The organism is Lentzea sp. (assembly GCF_036380075.1).
In the GTDB taxonomy this organism is placed as follows: domain Bacteria; phylum Actinomycetota; class Actinomycetes; order Mycobacteriales; family Pseudonocardiaceae; genus Lentzea.
This window is the reverse complement of record NZ_DASVFL010000244.1, coordinates 1-15,817: the sequence shown is the minus strand read 5'-3', so window position 1 is coordinate 15,817 and position 15,817 is coordinate 1. Positions and strand designations below refer to the sequence as shown.

Genomic DNA, 15,817 nt, shown 5'->3' with positions numbered 1-15,817 from the left:
CCTTGGGCGGTATGACGCGCGGCGATTTCCGCAGGGGCCGGCCATGAGGGCCCTGGCGGCGCTGGTCGCCCTGCTGCTGACCCTCACGAGCTGCGGCAGCGAGTCCGAGGAGCGGTTCGTCCGCCCCGGCGCGCCGAAGAGCTCGCCCAGCGGGAACTTCGTCGCGCACGCCGAGAGCGCCAGCGAGGTCCGGGTGACCGACCGCAACGGCGGGGACGTGTTCCGCAAGTCCTACGAGTACGCCACGAGCTCCCGCGCGGACGGCATCGGCGTCGTGTGGCTGTCGGAGCGGGACCAGCTGTGGGTGCTCGTCCCCGGCGACACCAGCGAGCGCGTCGAGGCCGGTCCGGACGGGGTGTGGACGGCGGTCGAGGCCGACCTACCCGGGGAGATCACGCGGCTCGGGTGACGGTTCGCGCTCGCCCTCGGCCATCCGCCTGCCGCGGTCCAGCTCCGCGTCGAACTCGGCACCGAGCAGCACGGCGATGTTCGAGATCCACAGCCACACCAGGAAGACGATCACGCCACCGAGCGAGCCGTAGGTCTTGTTGTACGACGCGAAGTTCGCCACGTAGACCGCGAACCCGACGGTCGCGAGCGCCCACAGCACGATGGCGAGCAGGCTGCCCGGCGTGACCCAGCGGAAGCCCGGCTGCCGCACGTTCGGCGCGGTCCAGTAGAGCACCGCGAACGCGAGGCTCACGAGCAGCAGGATGACCGGCCACTTCACGACGTCCCAGACGGTGACGACGGTGTCGCCGAGCCCGATCGCGTCGCCGACCGCGTCCGCGACCCCGCCGGTCAGCACGAGCGCGCCGAGCGTGACGGAGACCAGCACGACCGAGCCGAGCGTCAGGCCGATCCGCAGCGGGATGGTCTTCCAGAGCGGGCGGCCCTCCTCGACGTCGTACACGGCGTTGCAGGCGCGCATGAACGCGCCGAGGTAACCGGACGCCGTCCACAGGGCCGTCAGCAGGCCGATGATGCCGAGCAGGCCGGCCGCGTCCTGGCTCTTCTGCAGTTCCTCGATCGACGACTTCACCAGCTGGCCGGCCTCACCGGGCGCGACGTCGTCGACGTACCTGATCAGCTCCTGCGTCGTCGTGTCGCCGAGCAGGGCGAGCACGGACGTGAGCACGATGATGCCGGGGAACAGGGAGAGCACCGCGTAGTACGTGAGAGCGGCCGCCCAGTCGGTCAGGTTGTCGTCGTTGAACTCCTTGACCGTCCGCTTGAGAACACCCCACCAAGCGGCCTTGGGCAGCTCGGTGGGGCTCTCGACGTCGTTACCTGCGGGCACGGCGGCGGAAGCTGAACGACCGCGTGCCGGTGCCCACGCCGGCGAGGTGCAGGGCGAGGAGGAGCAGGCCGAGCAGGAGCAGCGTGTTGCCGGTGATGACGTCACCGAGCCCGGCCTTCGCCAGGTCCAGGATCAGTGCCAGACCGAACGAGACTGCGGCGATGATGGCGAGCATTGTGTCTCCACCTCCGTATCGGGTGAGGTGCGGATACCCGTTTCGATAGGGGTGAAGCGCGCCGTTCGGAGCAATGGACGTGTCATGATCGGACCGTGGACCTCCAGCGCTGGCGAGCGGCCGCGGTTCCGTGGTGGGTGACCAAGGTCGGGCTCGCCGGGGGATGGGTCGTCGCCTTCTACTTCGCGGCGAGCGCGAACGACGCACCGTGCACGACCGCCCAGCCCTGCGTGCCGGACCCGCTGTTCTCCCTCGCGGTCGTCCCGCTGCTGGCCACGCCGTTGCTGCTGCTGTTCGGACGGGTGCTCACGGGCTGCGCGATGGGCGTGCTGTTCGGTGCGCTGGACATCGTCCTGGACGGCAGCGCGGTGTCGAACGTCGCGTTCGGTCTGCACGCCGCCGCGTGCGCCGTGGTGGCGGCGTGGACCGCGAGGTCGCGTGCGGACCAGCACGAGGCGGCGGGCACGACGGTCGTTTCACTGCCGGACATGCCACCGCCACGAGGAGTTCTGCGGATCGTCGCCGTGCTGCTCGTCCTGTTCGGGTTCCTGACGTTCGTGCAGTACGACATCACCAACAGCGAGATCGAGCGGCACGTCGCGAGGGCCAGCCGGGTGCAGGCCGAGGTCGTCGAGGTCAAGGACGCCTACGAGGTGTGGGTGGAGCTGCCGGACGAGCAGCGCGCCGGGTTCGAGCCGCTCGCGCCGGAGACCTACCGGGTCGGCGACTCGGTGCCGGTGCTCGCCGACGGCACGTGGGTGCGGATGGAGAACGAGCCCGAGGACGTCACGTGGTGGCTCACGCTCGGCGGTGCCGCGGTGTTCTTCGCGATCATGCTCGCCGCGCGGGAACGCCGCCGCCGTTCGCTGTGGAGCGGTCCGGTGAAGGCGGTCAGGGCGCAGGCCGTCCCGATCGGACCGCGCCGGATCCTGCTGCGGCACAACAACTCCGACGTCGCCACCGTCACCACGCTCGCCGACCTCGGCCTGGAGGAGCCGCTCTACCACGACACCGAGCAGTTCGGCCGGGTCTGGCGCGGCGAGGAGGACCCGCCGGTGCAGCTCGACCCGGTGGAGTTCCTCGTGGCGGGCGAGTGGCACCACGGCGGCCAGGTCGCGCTGGTGCTCGACGGCGAGGTGGTCGCGACGAGCACCCTAGGCCGCGTCCGGCCGCGTCACACCGTCCACAGTGCACACCTGCCGGGCGAACCGGTCACCGCGGGCACACCGGTCGACCTGCCGCACGCGGTGTGGCCGGGGGACCGCCGCCGGACCGAGGGCGCGGTGCTGCTGCTCGGTGCCGCCGGTGCGCTGATCGGGCTCAAGTACTACCCGGACCTCATCGTGCTCGCCCTGATCGGCGTGCAGTGCGTGCTGTCGGCCGTGACGCGGTTCCAGCCGATGCTGCGCCTGGACCACAACGCCGTCGTGCTCTACACCGGCATCTGGACCTACCGCGTGCCGTGGGCGCAGCTGCACGGCGTGCGCCGGTCGGGACCGCAGCTCATGCTCGCCTTCGGCCCGCACGGCGACGTGCTCACCACGCCGCAGCTGCCGGACCGCCAGGCGGGCGAGATGCTGATGTGGGCGCGCGCCCGGTCGTTGGTGGCGGAGCACCGCGAGGAGCGGGTGACCCGCCGGTTCAACGTCAGCGTGTTCGTCGGGATCGCCTACGCGGCGCTGGTCCTGTTCCTCTGAGACCGCGTCTCACCTCAGGCGGGCGACGGCCTTGAGCAGGCGGTCCACATCGGACTCGTCGGTGTAGGGGGCGATGCCCGCCCGCACCGCGCCCTTGTCGCCCAGGCCGAGCCAGCGCGAGCACTCGATCGCGTAGAAGTGACCGGCGGGCGCGTTGACGCCCTCGGCGCCGAGCCTGCGGTACACCTCGGCCGGCTCCAGCCCGTCGACCGAGAACAGCACGGTGGGCGTCCGCGACGAGGCCTTGCTGTAGATGCGCGCGCCGAGCTCCTGCAGACCGTTCTCGAGCCGTTCGCGCATCGCCAGCTCGTGCTCCTCCAGCCCGTCGAGGCCGCGCATGAACTCCACGGCCGCGGTCGTGCCCGCCAGCAGTTCGTAGGGCAGCGTGCCCAGCTCGAACCGCTCCGGCACGGCGTTGGTCGACGGCAGCAGCTTGTCCGGCCGCAACGTCTCCAGGAGCTCCGGCGCGGCCGCCAGCACGCCGAGGTGCGGGCCGAGGAACTTGTAGGGCGAGCACACGAAGAAGTCCGCGTCCAACGCCTCGACGTCGACCGGGACGTGCGGTGTGTAGTGCACGCCGTCGACGTAGACGAACGCCGCCATCTCGTGCGCCGCCCGCGCGATCTCCGCGATGTCGGGACGGGTGCCGAGCAGGTTCGACGCCGCCGTCACCGCGACGACGCGGGTGCGGTCGGACAGCAGCTTCGTGACCGCCTCTACGGGCAGCTCACCGGTCGTGCGGTCGAACGGCGCCCACCGCACCGTGGCCCTGGCCGCCTCCGCCGCCTGCACCCACGGCCGGATGTTCGCGTCGTGGTCGATCCTGGTCACGATGATCTCGTCGCCGGGCCGCCAGTTCTTCGACAGCGTGCGGGCGAAGTCGTAGGTCAGCTGGGTCATGCTGCGCCCGAACACGATGCTGCCCGCGTTGAGGAACTCCGCCATCGTGCCGCGGGCCTTCCGGACGACCTCCTCGGCGCGGCGTTCCGCCGCCGTGACGGAGCCGCGGTTGGAGACGGCCGAGGTCAGCGTCTCCCTGACCGCCTCGCCGACCACGTCGGGCACCTGCGCACCGCCCGGTCCGTCGAAGTGCGCGGCGCCTTCGCGCAGGGCGGGGAAGTGGGCGCGGACCTCAGCGACGTCGTAAGCCATGCCCTCATGGTGCTGGAGCACCCACGAATCGGGAAAGGATCAGACGTAGGGTCACCACCTGTTCGGGGGCGTCGAAGTCCGGGTCGACCAGCCGGCCGTACAGGCCGTCGACCAGGCCCTGCACCCAGCTCGCCGCCGTTCTGGCGCTGACCGGGAGCGCGATCTGACCGGTGTCGTGGGCCTGTTGCAGCAGCACGGCGAGCTCGTCGCGCACCACCTGCTCGTTGCGGCCGACCAGCTCCCACAGCTCCGGGTCGCGGCTCGCCTGCGTGACGATCTCCAGCACAAGCCCGGCGACCGCCCGGTCCAGCGCGGGGGCGCACAGGCGGTCGACCACCAGCAGGACGCCGTCCCACGGGCTCAGCTCGCGGGCCTCGGCGAACATCGCCGCGTTGTCCGCGCCGTCCTGCTCGAAGATCTCCTGGAAGATGGCGCGCTTGGTGGGGAAGTAGTGGAAGAGGCTGCCGGTGCTGATGCCGGCGGCCTTGCAGATGTCCGCGACGGTGGTGCGGTCGAACCCCTTGCGCGCGAACAGCCCGGCCGCCGTGTCGGTGATGTGCCGCTTCTTCTCGGCGTGTTTGACCGGATCTACCGTGCGCACCTGTAGTACTGCCTCTTCTTCTCGTCCCGCACCGCGACGCCGCGTCGGCGGATCTCCCGCGCCAATTCTGCGGCCTCCTCGCCCTCGTGCTTCGAGACGGCCTTCCGGCGTGCCGTGAACAGGGCGTTCACCTCCGGCGCCAGCTCGGGGGCGTGCTCGACCCAGAGCCGGAACTCCGCCGCGAACGGGTCCGCCTCGCGCCACCGGTAGCCCTGCGCGGTGAAGGCCTCCGCGAGCTTCCCGGTGCCGATGTCCGAGGTCTCGCGGGCCAGTTCGGTGCCTCGCGGGGACAGCAGCACGAGCTGCTTGCCGTCGGCGAACGCCGACTCGACCTCGTGGCGGTCGAAGCCGAGGACCCGGTCGTCCTGGTGGAGCGCGACGCGGTCGGGCGAGACCTCGACGGTCAGCATCTCCTTGGCCCAGAGGCCCGCGAACACGAGCCCGGCGACGGCGCCGACCACCAATGCCGCGACCGTCGCCCACGGTTCCGGGATGTCCGTGACGAGCCTGAACACGCCCTGGAACGGGAACCAGCCCAGGGTCGTGATCCAGGCCGCCGCCTGCTCGAGCCCCCACGCCGCGGCGGCACCGGCGGCCGGGCAGAGCACCCAGATGCCGTGCCGGACCGCTGCCGCCTCGCGCACAGTCGTCATGCGGTCAATAGTAGACCGAGCGCTCGGTTTATCAGTATCAGGACGGCAGTTGTCCGCATCCGGTCGTACGGTCCCGCGCATGGACTGGAACAAGCAGTTGACCGACCAGCTCGAATGGCACTGGAACGTGCAGCTGCGGCCGCGGCTGGAGGGCTTGACGGACGAGGAGTACCTCTGGGAGCCGGTGCCCGGCGCGTGGACGGTCCGTCCGCCGCACGGGATCGACTGGGAGTACCCGCCGCCCGACCCCACGCCGGTCACGACCATCGCGTGGCGGTTGGCGCACGTGACGGTGGGCGTGTTCGCGATGCGGTCGGCGTCGCACTTCGGCGGCCCGCCCGCCGACTACGCGACCTGGAAGTTCGCTGCCGGCGCCGACGAGGCGTTGAAGCAGCTGGACGACGCCTACGAGACGTGGATGGCCGGCGCGCGCAAGGCCGACCTGTCGGTGCCCGTCGGTCCGGCGGAGGGTCCGTTCGCGGCCGAACCGATGGCGACCCTGGTGCTGCACATCAACCGCGAGGTGATCCACCACGGTGCCGAGATCTCGCTGCTTCGCGATCTCTACCTGCAGAAGTCCTGACTTCGGTGCTGCGGGGGACTTGACGTTGACCGACCTCAGGTCGTCCTGCTGCCGTGACCGTGCGTTAACCGTTCGTTGACCGTGTCCCCTGATCGTGTGGGAAACATCCACACGATCGGGGAGTGCGCATGGCACGGTGGAGTCCTCTCGCGTTGGTCATCGGTTTGCTGGCGGCGGTCGGCCTGTACGGGTCGACCGCCGCTGTCGCAGCAGCACCGCTCACCGTCGCCCAGGCGATCGGCCAGCAGAACGGGTCGTCGGCGACGGTGCGCGGATACGTCGTCGGCCAGCCCACGGCCACGACGACGGTCATCCGGTCGAACTACCCGAACGACTACGCGTTGGCGCTCGCCGACTCGGCGGCCACGACCAGCACGTCGAGCATGGTCTACGTGCAGATCCCGTCCGCGTTCCGCGCGCAGTGGGGGATGAAGTCGAACCCGTCGCTGCTGGGCAAGCAGATCGACGTGACGGGCACGCTGGCCGCGTACTTCTCGCACGCCGGCCTGACCTCGTCGACGGCGTTCGCGTTCGCCGGCACGACGCCGCCGACGTCCACGACGACAACTACAACAACAACGACCACTCCACCGCCGTCGTCGTGCGAGAGCTACTACACGGCTGCCTGCGGCAAGAGCGGCGCGGCGTTGAAGTCGGCGCTGAACGGCATCATCAAGAACCAGACCAAGCTGAGCTACGACCAGGTCTGGGACGCGCTGAAGTCCACCGACCAGGACCCGGCCAACTCGAACAACGTGATCCTGCTCTACAGCGGCCGTTCGCAGTCGAAGTCGACGAACGGCGGCGGTGTCAACGACTGGAACCGCGAGCACGTCTGGGCGAAGTCGCACGGTGACTTCGGCACGGCCACCGGCCCCGGCACCGACGTCCACCACCTGCGCCCCGAGGACGTCTCGGTGAACTCCGCCCGCGGCAACCTGGACTTCGACAACGGCGGCTCCGCCGTCGCCGAGGCGCCGGGCAGCTACGCCGACGGCGACTCGTTCGAGCCGCGCGACGCCGTGAAGGGCGACGTCGCGCGCATGCTCTTCTACATGGCCGTGCGCTACGAGGGCACCGACGGCTACGTGGACCTGGAGCTCAACAACTCGGTGTCCAACGGCACGGCGCCGTACATGGGCAAGCTCTCGGTGCTCAAGCAGTGGAGCCAGCAGGACCCGCCGGACGCGTTCGAGAAGCGCCGCAACCAGGTGATCTTCGACAGCTTCCAGCACAACCGGAACCCGTTCATCGACCACCCGGAGTGGGTCGCCGCTATCTGGCCGTGAGTCGCTCCAGGAAGGGGCGCTGCGCGGAGACGATCTTCGCGCTCGCCTCTTCCACCGCGAACCACTGCACGCGGTCGACCTCGGGGAACGTCTTCTTCTGCCCCGATTTCGGCGGCCACTCCATCTCGAACGTCCCGGGCGTGACGGTCTCCGGGTCGAGGTCGCCCTCGAGTGCCCACACCGTGATGACCTTGCCGGAGCCCTTGGCCTCGCCGAGCGGGATCAGCTCGCCGTCCGGCACCGGCAGCCCGAGCTCCTCGGTGAACTCGCGCCGCGCGGCCGCCTCCGGCGTCTCGTCCGCGGTGTACTCGCCCTTCGGCACCGACCACGCCCCGGCGTCCTTGCGGGCCCAGAACGGGCCGCCCATGTGCCCCAGCAGCACCTCGAGCTGGGTGGTTCGTCTGAAGAGCAGGATTCCGGCCGACCGTTTCATACTCCCCATTATCTATTCTGGTGAGCATGGCGGACCGGGTCCTGCACGTGGACCTCGACCAGTTCATCGCCGCGGTCGAGGTGCTGCGCGACCCGTCGTTGCGCGGCAGGCCCGTGGTGGTGGGCGGCAACGGCGACCCGGCGGAGCGCGCGGTCGTGGCCACCGCGTCGTACGAGGCACGCGAGTTCGGCGTCCGCTCCGGCATGCCGTTGCGCACGGCGTTCAAGAAGCTCCCGGACGCCGTCTTCCTGCCCACCGACCACGCGCTGTACGAGGCGGCGTCGGCGGACGTGATGGCCGTGCTGCGCTCGTTCCCCGTGGTCGTCGAGGTGATGGGCTGGGACGAGGCGTTCGTCGGCGCGTCCGTCGACGACCCGGTGGCGCTGGCCCGGTCGCTGCAGGCGGCCGTGCTGGAGTCGACCGGCCTGCACTGCTCGGTGGGCATCGGTGACAACAAGCTGCGCGCCAAGATCGCCACGGAGTTCGGCAAACCCGCCGGCGTGTTCGAGCTGACCAGGGACAACTGGGTCGAGGTGATGGGCCACCGCCCGACGTCCGCGCTCTGGGGCATCGGCGCGAAGACCGAGCGCAAGCTGGCCGAGATGGGCCTGGCAACAGTGACCGACCTGGCCACGGCGTCGCCCGACGAACTGGCCGCCCGCTTCGGCCCGCGGATGGGACCGTACTTCCGCTCGCTCGGCCTGGGCGCGGGCGACACGGTCGTGAGCGCGACACCGTGGGTCGTGAAGTCCCGATCGCACGAGAAGACTTTTCAGCAGGACCTCACGTCCCTGGAGGACATCCGGCGCGAGGTCGTGGCGCTGGCCCACCAGGTGGCCGCCGACGTGGTGCTGGAAGGACGCCCGGCGGTGCGCGTGGGCGTGAAGGTGCGGTTCGTGCCGTTCTTCACGAAGGTCCGCCTGATGAAGCTGCCCGCGCCGACGTCGTCCGCCGCGGAGCTCGCGTCCGCCGCATTGGTGGTGCTCAACCGGTTCGAACACGGCCGCGCCGTACGACTTCTCGGGGTCCGCGCGGAATTCTTCGACGAAAATGTCGAACCGAAGCCTTCTTCTTCGACGTATCAGTAAGTAGACGCTCCACCGCTAGGAGAAGAAGATGAACACCTCGCTCACACAGCGCGACCGGGCGGTTCTCAGAGCCGTCGCCGACGGCCGGTGCGAGATCGCCGGAAGCTCCCTGCTCGTCGACGGCCTGTGCTGCGCCGACCAGTTCGCCGGCCTGCGCCTGCGCACCGAGGGCCTGATCAGCACCCGTCCCGGCCCCGCCGCGCTGACCAGCGCCGGCCTCGCCCTGCTCGACGCGGCCTGATCATTTGCGGAACACCGACATCAGGTAGGCGTTGTCGAACCGGTAGTTCCCGTCCGCGGTTTTGAACGGCTCAGCGGCGGCCCTGATCCTGGCCGCGACACTTTCTTCACCTTCGTTCTCGATGATGCGCTGATAGCTGCCCACGCTCAGGAAGCTGCGCAGCATCGTGGCCTCGTCGGGGTGGATCTGCGGAATGTCGATCGTGAGTTTTTCCAGCGGTTCCGGCATGCGCGCACCTCTGCACCCGCTCGGTCCTCGCACGGCCCGGCCGACGACCATCAGGTCGCTCGTGCGGTCGGGGTGCCACTCGCACACGACCACGTAGTCCCTGCTGACCCTGACGGCTTCGGCGAACGCCTCGTCCGGGTCGGCCGCGAAGAACAGCGCGTTGAACGCCGTCACGACGTCGAACGTGCCGTCGTCCCACGGCAACCTGCCCAGCGCCCGCTCGTGGAACTCCGCGTCCGGCGCGGTCTGCTTCGCGAGCTCCACCATCGCCGGCGAGACGTCGATCCCGGTGGCCCGCGCGCCCGCTTCCGCCGCGGCGGCGCAGAACTCGCCGCTGCCGCACGCCAGGTCCAGCACCGCGGTGCCCGGCCCGATGCCGGTGCGTTCGATCGCGGTCTTCCACGCGGGCATGGACATGTTCGCTCCGAGCGCGGCGCGGTGCGCGGCCTTGCGGCCCCACAGGTCGCCCTCCCTGACTGCCCGGTCGTCGGTCACGTCCTCGACCCTAGTCACGGCGTGCGCGCGGAAATCCGGTGGCCGCGACACGGATCATGGACCGCATGGGTGTGTTGACGCGCGTGTTGCGGTCGTTGGGTGGCGAAGAGGCGTTGCAACGGCTCGCCGGACTGCCGGGCAGCGACCTCACCAGCGTGCTGCTCGCGTTGATGCGACGGCGTGCCTCCGGCCTGTCCGGACCGGATGTGTTGCGGCAGTACCGTTCTGATCGTTTCGTGGCTCCTTCCGCCGTGCCGTTCGACGTGCTGCGGGCGGCCGAGGACCGGCTGCTCGCCGCGGTGCCGCCGGCGTTCTCCGTGGTGGGGCTGTCGCCGTTGGCGCCGCTCGGCACGTGCTCCGCCGTGGCCGAGCAGGACCAGAACAACGTCGTGTCGACGATCCGCGGCACCGAGGTCGCGGCCGACCCGACCAACGCCTTGGCCCTGGAGGCCGCCGTGCGCCGGCAGGCCGGCGGGGACGACCTGCGGCTCGCGGCCGTGCAGCGGGTGGTGCGGGCGCAGCTCTTCAGAGGTGAGGGGCGGTTCGCGCACTTCACCCTGTTCGCCGCGGTGTCGGCGGGACGGGACCGCGGCTCGCTCGCCTTCGAGCGGCGGCACTTCGCCGAGCACGTCGCGTTCCTGCGTGAAGCGTGCGGCGATGTCGAGGTGCGCGTGACCGTGCTGGACCCGCGGTTCGAGGTCGTGCGCGGCGACCTGCCCGCCGACCCGTCGCGCGACACCGGCTACTACCGGGGCCTGTGCTTCAAGGTGTACCGCGACGGGGTGGAGATCGGCGACGGCGGGTTCGTCGACTGGACGGCCCGGTTGACGGGCAACCGCAAGGAGCGGCTGCTGATCACCGGGATCGGCGTCGACCGGTTCGCGACGATGGATCACCTGCCGGCGTAGCGCTCGGCCAGTTCCTCCTCCCGGTCCTTCGGCCACGGGCAGCGGATGTCGCCCTGCGTGGCCGCGAAGAACAGCTCCAGGTGCACGTGCCACGCCGCGAGTGCCTCGGGGCCGTGCGCGTTCTCCTGGACGAGCGTGACCGTGGTGCCCTGCAACGGCACGTGGTCGAACTCCCAGCGCACGACGCCCTGCGGTTCGCCGTCCCGCAGCCACTCGTACTCCAGCAGGCGCGGGGCCTCGGACCTCGTGACCTGGCCGGGCGTCAGGCCGGGGTGCGCGGCCCTGGCCGGCACGGTGCCCTCGGCGCCTTCGGTGAGGAGCTGCCAGACGTCGTCGAGCGGGGTCCACACCAGGTCGCGGACGAACCGCACGCCCTCCGGCTCGTCGGTGCCCTCGTCGAGACCGAACCGCCGCACGTAGTGCTCGATGCGGGAGAGCCACTCCGTCGGCGGCTCGAACTCCGTGCCGTCGGCGTGGGCGACCAGCGCGTCCAGGCAGGTGATCCAGCCGGGGACGTCGCGGCCCACCGACAGCCTGGACGAGACGACCGCCGTGAGGACCAGCAGGCAGCCCTCGTCGCGCGGCAGGATCTCGAAGCGCAGCACGTCACCCGCCCAGCGGAAGGCGAACACCTTCGGCGGGTCGGACTCGAGCAGCTCGCCCTCGCCCCCGTCGGCGTCGACCGGAGCCGCCGCCGGGAACGTGAAGCGCAGCTTCCGGCCGTCGATCTCCACCTCGGCCGGGAACCAGTGCCTCATCTCGGCGGGATCGGTGACGACCCGCCACACCTTCTCGGGCGGGTGCCGCAAGGTGCGCTCGAAGCGCAGGACGGGCTTGCCCTCGATCATCCGCAGTTCGACGTCCACGGGTCAGTCCCCTTCGATCTCGTCGAGTCGCCGTTCCAGCGCGTCCAGGCTCTTCTCCCACATCCGCCGGTAGGGCGCGAGCCAGGCGTCGACCTCCGCCAGCGGGCCGGGGGAGACGCGGTACCAGCGCCGTTGGGCTTCCGTGCGCACCTCGACCAGACCGGCCTCCCGCAACACCCTGAGGTGCTTCGAGACGGTCGGCTGGGCGAGCGTCAGCCGGTCGACGAGATACCCGACCGGCTGCTCGTGGTCGCGCAGCAGGTCGAGGATCTCCCGGCGGCTCGGATCGGCCAGCGCGGCGAACGTAGATGCCATGTCGGCAATATAGCCAAGCTGGCATATACGTGTCGAGTCGCGCGGTGTCCGGGCCGGGTCAGTCGGCCAGGCGGATGGCCACCTCCGTGCTCCACTTGCTCTGGTCGGGCTCCACCGCGGGGTCGGTGAAGTAGGTCTCGAGGCGCGCGCCCCACCTGTCGCCGTCGCGGTCGAACCGCACGGCGTGCGCGAGGAGCTCGTCGGTGGTGGCGGCCAGGCCGTCGAGACTTCCCTCGTGGAGCGCGACCAGGTACTGGCCGGCGGGGAGCGTGGAGGTGAAGACGTCACCCTCGCCGGGCACCTCGGCGACGGTGGGGATGCCGGCCTCCACCTCGAACTCCTCGCCGGTGACGCGTAAGTAGCGCAGGAACGGCGCTCCGGTGATCGGTAACTCGCGGTCGGCCAGCCACCTCATGAGCTCGGGGAACCGGTCGGCGATCTTGGCGAAGGTGTCGAGCGTGACCGTGGCCTTGACGGCGGCGTAGGGCTGCTCGGCGCGTGTCTCGATGTCCATGGGACCACGCTAACGACGGGCACCGACAGAAAATCGGGGTTCGCCCCGGGACCACCCCGGTTAACGTGAAGTTCATGCACCGCACCCTCCCCGTGGCCAGCTCCCCGGTGCGCGACCTGCTCGCGCTGACCTCGCGCCCCGAGGTGATCTCCTTCGCGGGCGGCCTCCCCGCCCCGGAGCTGTTCGACCTGGACGCTCTGCGCGCCGCGTACGACGTCGCGCTGCGGGACCGTTCGGTGCTGCAATACGCGCCCACAGAAGGAAATGCGGCACTGCGCGAGCTGGTCTCCGCCCGCCTGACGGGCCGCGGACTGCCCACTTCGGACGTCCTGGTGACCACGGGTTCCCAGCAGGCCCTGACCCTGGTGACCACCGCCCTGCTGGAGCCGGGCGCCGTCGTCGCCGTCGAGGAACCGACGTACCTGGCCGCGCTCCAGTGCTTCCGGATGGCGGGAGCGCGGATCGTGCCGGTCGCGAGCGACGCCGACGGCCTGGATCCCGCCTCACTGCTGGAAGTCGTCCGGCGCGAACGCCCCACGATGCTCTACCTGGTGCCGACCTTCGCGAACCCGACCGGCCGCACGTTGACCGCGTCCCGCCGGGCCGCCGTCGCCGCTCTGGCCGCCGAGCACGACTTCTGGGTCGTCGAGGACGACCCGTACGGCGAGCTCCGCTACCGGGGTTCCGCCGTCGCCCCGATCGCCTCTGCCAGCGACAGGACCGTCTACCTGGGCAGCTTCTCGAAGATCGGCGCGCCCGGCATGCGCCTCGGCTGGCTGCGCGCACCCGCCGACCTGCTGCGCACGCTGGTGATCGTGAAGCAGGCCGCCGACCTCCACACGTCCACTGTGGACCAGGCCGCGGCCGCCGCCTACCTGTCCCGCAACGACCTCGACGCCCACGTCGCCCGCCTGTGCGTCGAGTACGGCGCCCGCCGCGACGCGATGATCGCCGCGCTGCCGTCCACCGTCCCCGGCGGCACGACGTGGAGCGACCCGGACGGCGGGATGTTCGTGTGGCTGCGGCTGCCCGGTGACGTGGACAGCGCCGAGCTGCTCCGGGAGGCACTGCGCCACGACGTCGCGTTCGTGCCCGGTGCGCCGTTCTTCGCGACCACACCGGACCACGCGACGTTCCGGATGTCGTTCACGACCAACACGCCCGCGGAGATCGAGGAGGGCATGGCCCGCCTGGCGAAGGTGCTGAGCTGAGACCGTTTCCGGCTCAGGAGAACAGCTCGAGCGCGTCCTGGTGGTACTCGCAACGGCCGCCGCCGGTCGCGATGGTGCAGGGCGAGCCCTTCTTCGTGAGGGCGCCGCACTGCAACGCCGGGTCGTGCACGTGGCACAGCCCGTTCCGGCCGGCGGTGATCGGGCACGGCGTGCCCTTCTTCGTGGGCGCGCCGCACGGTTCGCCGGACAGCTCGCGCGGCTGCTTCGGCTTGGCCGTCTTCGGCCGTTTCGCCTGGGGCTGCGCGACTCCCCGGCCCGTGACCTCCTCGACCCCGCGGACGGCGAGGCGGTCGGCGCGCTCGTTCTCCGGGTGGCCGGCGTGGCCCTTCACCCAGTGCCACTCCACCTCGTGCCGGCCGTTGGCCTCCTCGAGGCGGCGCCACAGGTCGGCGTTCTTGACGGGCTCACGCGACTTCGTGAGCCAGCCGTTCGCCTTCCAGCCGTGCACCCACGAGGTGATGCCGTTGCGGACGTAGGTGCTGTCCGTGTAGAGCCGCACGGTGGACGGGCGCGTGAGGCTCTCCAACGCCATGATGGGTGCCATCAATTCCATGCGGTTGTTCGTCGTGGGGCCGAGGTCACCGCCGTACATGTCCTTCTCGTGCTCGCCGTAGCGCAACACGGCACCCCAGCCGCCCGGACCGGGGTTGGGGCTGCAGGCGCCGTCGGTGTAGATCTCGACCTCCATGCGACAGGAGGCTACCGACGAGGTCCGGCGGCCTGGCCCGGGAGCCAGCTCGCGACGTCGGCCATCGCATCAAGCACGTCACCGCTCACCTGTCCCGACGCGGACTCCGTCTCGGCGATCACGACCGTGCTGCCGTCCGACCGGGACTGGTGGTGCAGGCCGGTGAAGCGGATGTCCGCGAGGTCGAGCAGCGGCGTGGCGAGCGGCGTGATGTCGCCCTGCTCGCCGGCGACGGCGAAGAGCGTCCGGTCGAGCGACTTGCACGGGTTGCGCGCGAGGTGGTCCCGGACCTGGCCTTGCTCAGGTTCACCCTCGCGGAGTCGACCGCCGGTGCCGACGAACCACCGCCCAGCGCCAGACCGCCGCTGCCCGCCGCCACCGACATGGCCAGCACCCCGGCTGCCACCACAACGCCTGCCTTGCCGGCCGGGTCCGAACCTCCGCCTGGACCGCCGATGCGTCTCCCCATGTCCGCCCTCCTCGAGCCGGGAGGACATCGCACACCGCAGACCCGCCGAGGTGGATTGGACCCAAATCACTCGAACGAGTGGACTTGCGCGGCACGAAAGGGTGGAAATCGGGTCGGCGTCGCGCCGAGAACGGTGCGGGCGGCAGCGACCAGGTCCGCCTCCCGGCCATGCCGTGCCACGGCCTGCAGCCCGACCGGCAGGCCCTCGGAGTCGAACCCCGCCGGGATGCTGATCGCCGGATGGCCGCTGAGGTTGAACGCCCAGGTCAGCTCGGTGTTGACCCGCGAGCCCGGACCGTCGTGACCGTGCGGCGGACCTGGCGCCGTCGGTGTGAGGAGCAGGTCGGTGGTCTCGAACAGCTCGTCCAGCAAGGCGTTCGGACCGCAGCGGTTGGCGCACCAGTCCTCGGCCGGATCGCGCAGCGCCAGCGACACAGCGCGGGGGTGCAACGGCGCCGCGGCCCGGCGCGCGATCTCGGCCTGCTCGTCGTCCACGGTGGCGAAGCCCAGGTCAGGGGACCAGACGGCGGTGGGCCGACTGGTTCCGGAGGTGCCGAGGTAGATCTCCAGCAAGGCCGGGTCCCGTGCGAACACGCCCACCGCGGCCCGTTCGGACGACGTCGTCTTCAGCCCGAGCACGCCGCACCACGCGGCAGGGATGCGGATCGAGCCCGCGCCGTCGACACCGGTGGCCAGCGGCACGACGCCCGCCGCCACCGCGACCGCCGAACCCGCCGACGAGCCGCCGGGGGTGCGGTCGAGGTTCCACGGGTTGCGTGTGACGCCGCGAGAGTTGCGGCCCCACGTCTGCCACGGTGTGCTGCCGTCGGGTGTGGTGGTCAGGCCGATCGGAACGCAACCGAGTGCCATCAACGCCTCGCGGTGGCTCT

General features: G+C 70.8%; 19 protein-coding genes and 3 pseudogenes. 9 read left to right on the top strand and 13 right to left on the bottom strand.

What is annotated here, in order from left to right; translation table 11 throughout:
- Positions 1 to 43: 43 nt before the first annotated feature.
- Positions 44 to 409, top strand: a complete 366-nt coding sequence (locus tag VF330_RS26800) for a hypothetical protein (protein WP_330854437.1) — start codon at positions 44 to 46, stop codon at positions 407 to 409.
- Here the strand turns inward: VF330_RS26800 and VF330_RS26795 are convergent.
- Both VF330_RS26795 and VF330_RS26790 read right to left on the bottom strand, forming a co-directional pair.
- Positions 380 to 1,300 (bottom strand): YihY/virulence factor BrkB family protein, encoded by a 921-nt coding sequence (locus VF330_RS26795; RefSeq protein WP_330854436.1) that lies wholly within the window; start codon positions 1,298 to 1,300, stop codon positions 380 to 382. The two genes, VF330_RS26800 and VF330_RS26795, sit on opposite strands and share 30 nt — an antisense overlap.
- The gene (locus tag VF330_RS26790; protein ID WP_330854435.1) at positions 1,287 to 1,475 is read right to left on the bottom strand and encodes a hypothetical protein; all 189 of its coding nucleotides are present in this window, start codon (positions 1,473 to 1,475) and stop codon (positions 1,287 to 1,289) included. Before VF330_RS26790 ends, VF330_RS26795 begins: the two co-directional genes overlap by 14 nt.
- 95 nt (positions 1,476 to 1,570) lie before the next feature.
- Between VF330_RS26790 and VF330_RS26785 the strand changes: the two genes are divergently transcribed.
- Positions 1,571 to 3,172, top strand: coding sequence for a hypothetical protein (locus VF330_RS26785; protein ID WP_330854434.1), 1,602 nt, complete (start codon positions 1,571 to 1,573; stop codon positions 3,170 to 3,172).
- Between the two features lie 9 nt (positions 3,173 to 3,181).
- Here the strand turns inward: VF330_RS26785 and VF330_RS26780 are convergent, their stop codons facing one another.
- From VF330_RS26780 to VF330_RS26770, 3 genes are read right to left on the bottom strand one after another with little or no spacing between them, the layout of a single operon-like run.
- Positions 3,182 to 4,324 carry a cysteine desulfurase-like protein gene (locus VF330_RS26780; RefSeq protein WP_330854433.1) on the bottom strand — a complete coding sequence of 381 codons (1,143 nt, stop codon included), beginning with the start codon at positions 4,322 to 4,324 and terminating at the stop codon, positions 3,182 to 3,184.
- A gap of 4 nt (positions 4,325 to 4,328) precedes the next feature.
- The gene (locus VF330_RS26775) at positions 4,329 to 4,925 is read right to left on the bottom strand and encodes a TetR/AcrR family transcriptional regulator (protein ID WP_330854432.1); all 597 of its coding nucleotides are present in this window, start codon (positions 4,923 to 4,925) and stop codon (positions 4,329 to 4,331) included.
- Complete coding sequence (locus VF330_RS26770; RefSeq protein ID WP_330854431.1) at positions 4,913 to 5,578, bottom strand: YqeB family protein; 666 nt, start codon at positions 5,576 to 5,578, stop codon at positions 4,913 to 4,915. The genes VF330_RS26775 and VF330_RS26770 overlap by 13 nt, the downstream gene beginning before the upstream one ends.
- Positions 5,579 to 5,657: 79 nt before the next feature.
- Between VF330_RS26770 and VF330_RS26765 the strand changes: the two genes are divergently transcribed.
- From VF330_RS26765 to VF330_RS26755, 3 genes and pseudogenes are all read left to right on the top strand, one after another.
- On the top strand, positions 5,658 to 6,161 hold the full coding sequence (locus VF330_RS26765; RefSeq protein WP_330854430.1) for a DinB family protein: 504 nt from the start codon (positions 5,658 to 5,660) through the stop codon (positions 6,159 to 6,161).
- 128 nt (positions 6,162 to 6,289) lie between these two features.
- Positions 6,290 to 6,682: pseudogene (locus VF330_RS26760) on the top strand (DUF6359 domain-containing protein); the annotation flags it as partial.
- Between the two features lie 72 nt (positions 6,683 to 6,754).
- A pseudogene (locus VF330_RS26755) lies at positions 6,755 to 7,450 on the top strand (endonuclease I family protein); the annotation flags it as partial.
- Here VF330_RS26755 and VF330_RS26750 read toward each other — a convergent pair.
- The gene (locus VF330_RS26750) at positions 7,437 to 7,883 is read right to left on the bottom strand and encodes an NUDIX domain-containing protein (protein WP_414675457.1); all 447 of its coding nucleotides are present in this window, start codon (positions 7,881 to 7,883) and stop codon (positions 7,437 to 7,439) included. The pseudogene VF330_RS26755 and the gene VF330_RS26750 sit on opposite strands and share 14 nt — an antisense overlap.
- 26 nt (positions 7,884 to 7,909) lie before the next feature.
- On the opposite strand from VF330_RS26750, the gene VF330_RS26745 reads away from it, so the two are divergent.
- Both VF330_RS26745 and VF330_RS26740 read left to right on the top strand, forming a co-directional pair.
- Entirely contained in the window at positions 7,910 to 8,971 is a 1,062-nt protein-coding gene (locus VF330_RS26745) for a DNA polymerase IV (RefSeq protein ID WP_330854428.1), read from the top strand.
- 28 nt (positions 8,972 to 8,999) lie between these two features.
- Complete coding sequence (locus tag VF330_RS26740; protein WP_330854427.1) at positions 9,000 to 9,212, top strand: hypothetical protein; 213 nt, start codon at positions 9,000 to 9,002, stop codon at positions 9,210 to 9,212.
- Here VF330_RS26740 and VF330_RS26735 read toward each other — a convergent pair whose 3' ends face one another.
- Positions 9,213 to 9,935: a class I SAM-dependent methyltransferase gene (locus VF330_RS26735; RefSeq protein WP_330854426.1), complete on the bottom strand. Its 723-nt coding sequence runs from the start codon at positions 9,933 to 9,935 to the stop codon at positions 9,213 to 9,215.
- A gap of 65 nt (positions 9,936 to 10,000) precedes the next feature.
- On the opposite strand from VF330_RS26735, the gene VF330_RS26730 reads away from it, so the two are divergent.
- Positions 10,001 to 10,843: a hypothetical protein gene (locus VF330_RS26730; RefSeq protein ID WP_330854425.1), complete on the top strand. Its 843-nt coding sequence runs from the start codon at positions 10,001 to 10,003 to the stop codon at positions 10,841 to 10,843.
- On the opposite strand, the gene VF330_RS26725 is transcribed toward VF330_RS26730, so the two are convergent.
- Genes VF330_RS26725 through VF330_RS26715 form a run of 3 tightly spaced genes read right to left on the bottom strand, consistent with a single transcriptional unit; the run spans position 10,828 to position 12,538 of the window.
- Positions 10,828 to 11,709, bottom strand: a complete 882-nt coding sequence (locus VF330_RS26725) for an SRPBCC domain-containing protein (RefSeq protein WP_330854424.1) — start codon at positions 11,707 to 11,709, stop codon at positions 10,828 to 10,830. The genes VF330_RS26730 and VF330_RS26725 overlap by 16 nt on opposite strands.
- A gap of 3 nt (positions 11,710 to 11,712) precedes the next feature.
- Entirely contained in the window at positions 11,713 to 12,024 is a 312-nt protein-coding gene (locus VF330_RS26720) for a metalloregulator ArsR/SmtB family transcription factor (RefSeq protein WP_330854423.1), read from the bottom strand.
- A gap of 58 nt (positions 12,025 to 12,082) precedes the next feature.
- Positions 12,083 to 12,538, bottom strand: a complete 456-nt coding sequence (locus VF330_RS26715; protein WP_330854422.1) for a GyrI-like domain-containing protein — start codon at positions 12,536 to 12,538, stop codon at positions 12,083 to 12,085.
- Between the two features lie 74 nt (positions 12,539 to 12,612).
- Between VF330_RS26715 and VF330_RS26710 the strand changes: the two genes are divergently transcribed.
- Positions 12,613 to 13,749, top strand: coding sequence for a PLP-dependent aminotransferase family protein (locus tag VF330_RS26710; RefSeq protein WP_330854421.1), 1,137 nt, complete (start codon positions 12,613 to 12,615; stop codon positions 13,747 to 13,749).
- 268 nt (positions 13,750 to 14,017) lie between these two features.
- Here the strand turns inward: VF330_RS26710 and rnhA are convergent.
- The 3 genes and pseudogenes from rnhA to VF330_RS26695 form a co-directional block, all read right to left on the bottom strand.
- A pseudogene (rnhA, locus tag VF330_RS26705) lies at positions 14,018 to 14,458 on the bottom strand (ribonuclease HI); the annotation flags it as partial.
- A gap of 11 nt (positions 14,459 to 14,469) precedes the next feature.
- Entirely contained in the window at positions 14,470 to 14,955 is a 486-nt protein-coding gene (locus tag VF330_RS26700) for a hypothetical protein (RefSeq protein WP_330854420.1), read from the bottom strand.
- Positions 14,956 to 14,993: 38 nt separating this feature from the next.
- Positions 14,994 to 15,817: amidase family protein (locus VF330_RS26695; RefSeq protein WP_330854419.1), on the bottom strand; the 824-nt coding region annotated here is incomplete at its 5' end.

What these genes read in the sequence shown, in the direction of transcription:
- VF330_RS26800 (WP_330854437.1), top strand. Translation starts at nt 44, where the DNA reads ATGAGGGCCCTGGCGGCGCTGGTCGCCCTGCTGCTGACCCTCACGAGC.
- VF330_RS26790 (WP_330854435.1), bottom strand. Translation starts at nt 1,475, where the DNA reads ATGCTCGCCATCATCGCCGCAGTCTCGTTCGGTCTGGCACTGATCCTG.
- VF330_RS26780 (WP_330854433.1), bottom strand. Translation starts at nt 4,324, where the DNA reads ATGGCTTACGACGTCGCTGAGGTCCGCGCCCACTTCCCCGCCCTGCGC.
- VF330_RS26770 (WP_330854431.1), bottom strand. Translation starts at nt 5,578, where the DNA reads ATGACGACTGTGCGCGAGGCGGCAGCGGTCCGGCACGGCATCTGGGTG.
- VF330_RS26765 (WP_330854430.1), top strand. Translation starts at nt 5,658, where the DNA reads ATGGACTGGAACAAGCAGTTGACCGACCAGCTCGAATGGCACTGGAAC.
- VF330_RS26750 (WP_414675457.1), bottom strand. Translation starts at nt 7,883, where the DNA reads ATGAAACGGTCGGCCGGAATCCTGCTCTTCAGACGAACCACCCAGCTC.
- VF330_RS26745 (WP_330854428.1), top strand. Translation starts at nt 7,910, where the DNA reads ATGGCGGACCGGGTCCTGCACGTGGACCTCGACCAGTTCATCGCCGCG.
- VF330_RS26740 (WP_330854427.1), top strand. Translation starts at nt 9,000, where the DNA reads ATGAACACCTCGCTCACACAGCGCGACCGGGCGGTTCTCAGAGCCGTC.
- VF330_RS26730 (WP_330854425.1), top strand. Translation starts at nt 10,001, where the DNA reads ATGGGTGTGTTGACGCGCGTGTTGCGGTCGTTGGGTGGCGAAGAGGCG.
- VF330_RS26720 (WP_330854423.1), bottom strand. Translation starts at nt 12,024, where the DNA reads ATGGCATCTACGTTCGCCGCGCTGGCCGATCCGAGCCGCCGGGAGATC.
- VF330_RS26715 (WP_330854422.1), bottom strand. Translation starts at nt 12,538, where the DNA reads ATGGACATCGAGACACGCGCCGAGCAGCCCTACGCCGCCGTCAAGGCC.
- VF330_RS26710 (WP_330854421.1), top strand. Translation starts at nt 12,613, where the DNA reads ATGCACCGCACCCTCCCCGTGGCCAGCTCCCCGGTGCGCGACCTGCTC.
- VF330_RS26700 (WP_330854420.1), bottom strand. Translation starts at nt 14,955, where the DNA reads ATGTCCTCCCGGCTCGAGGAGGGCGGACATGGGGAGACGCATCGGCGG.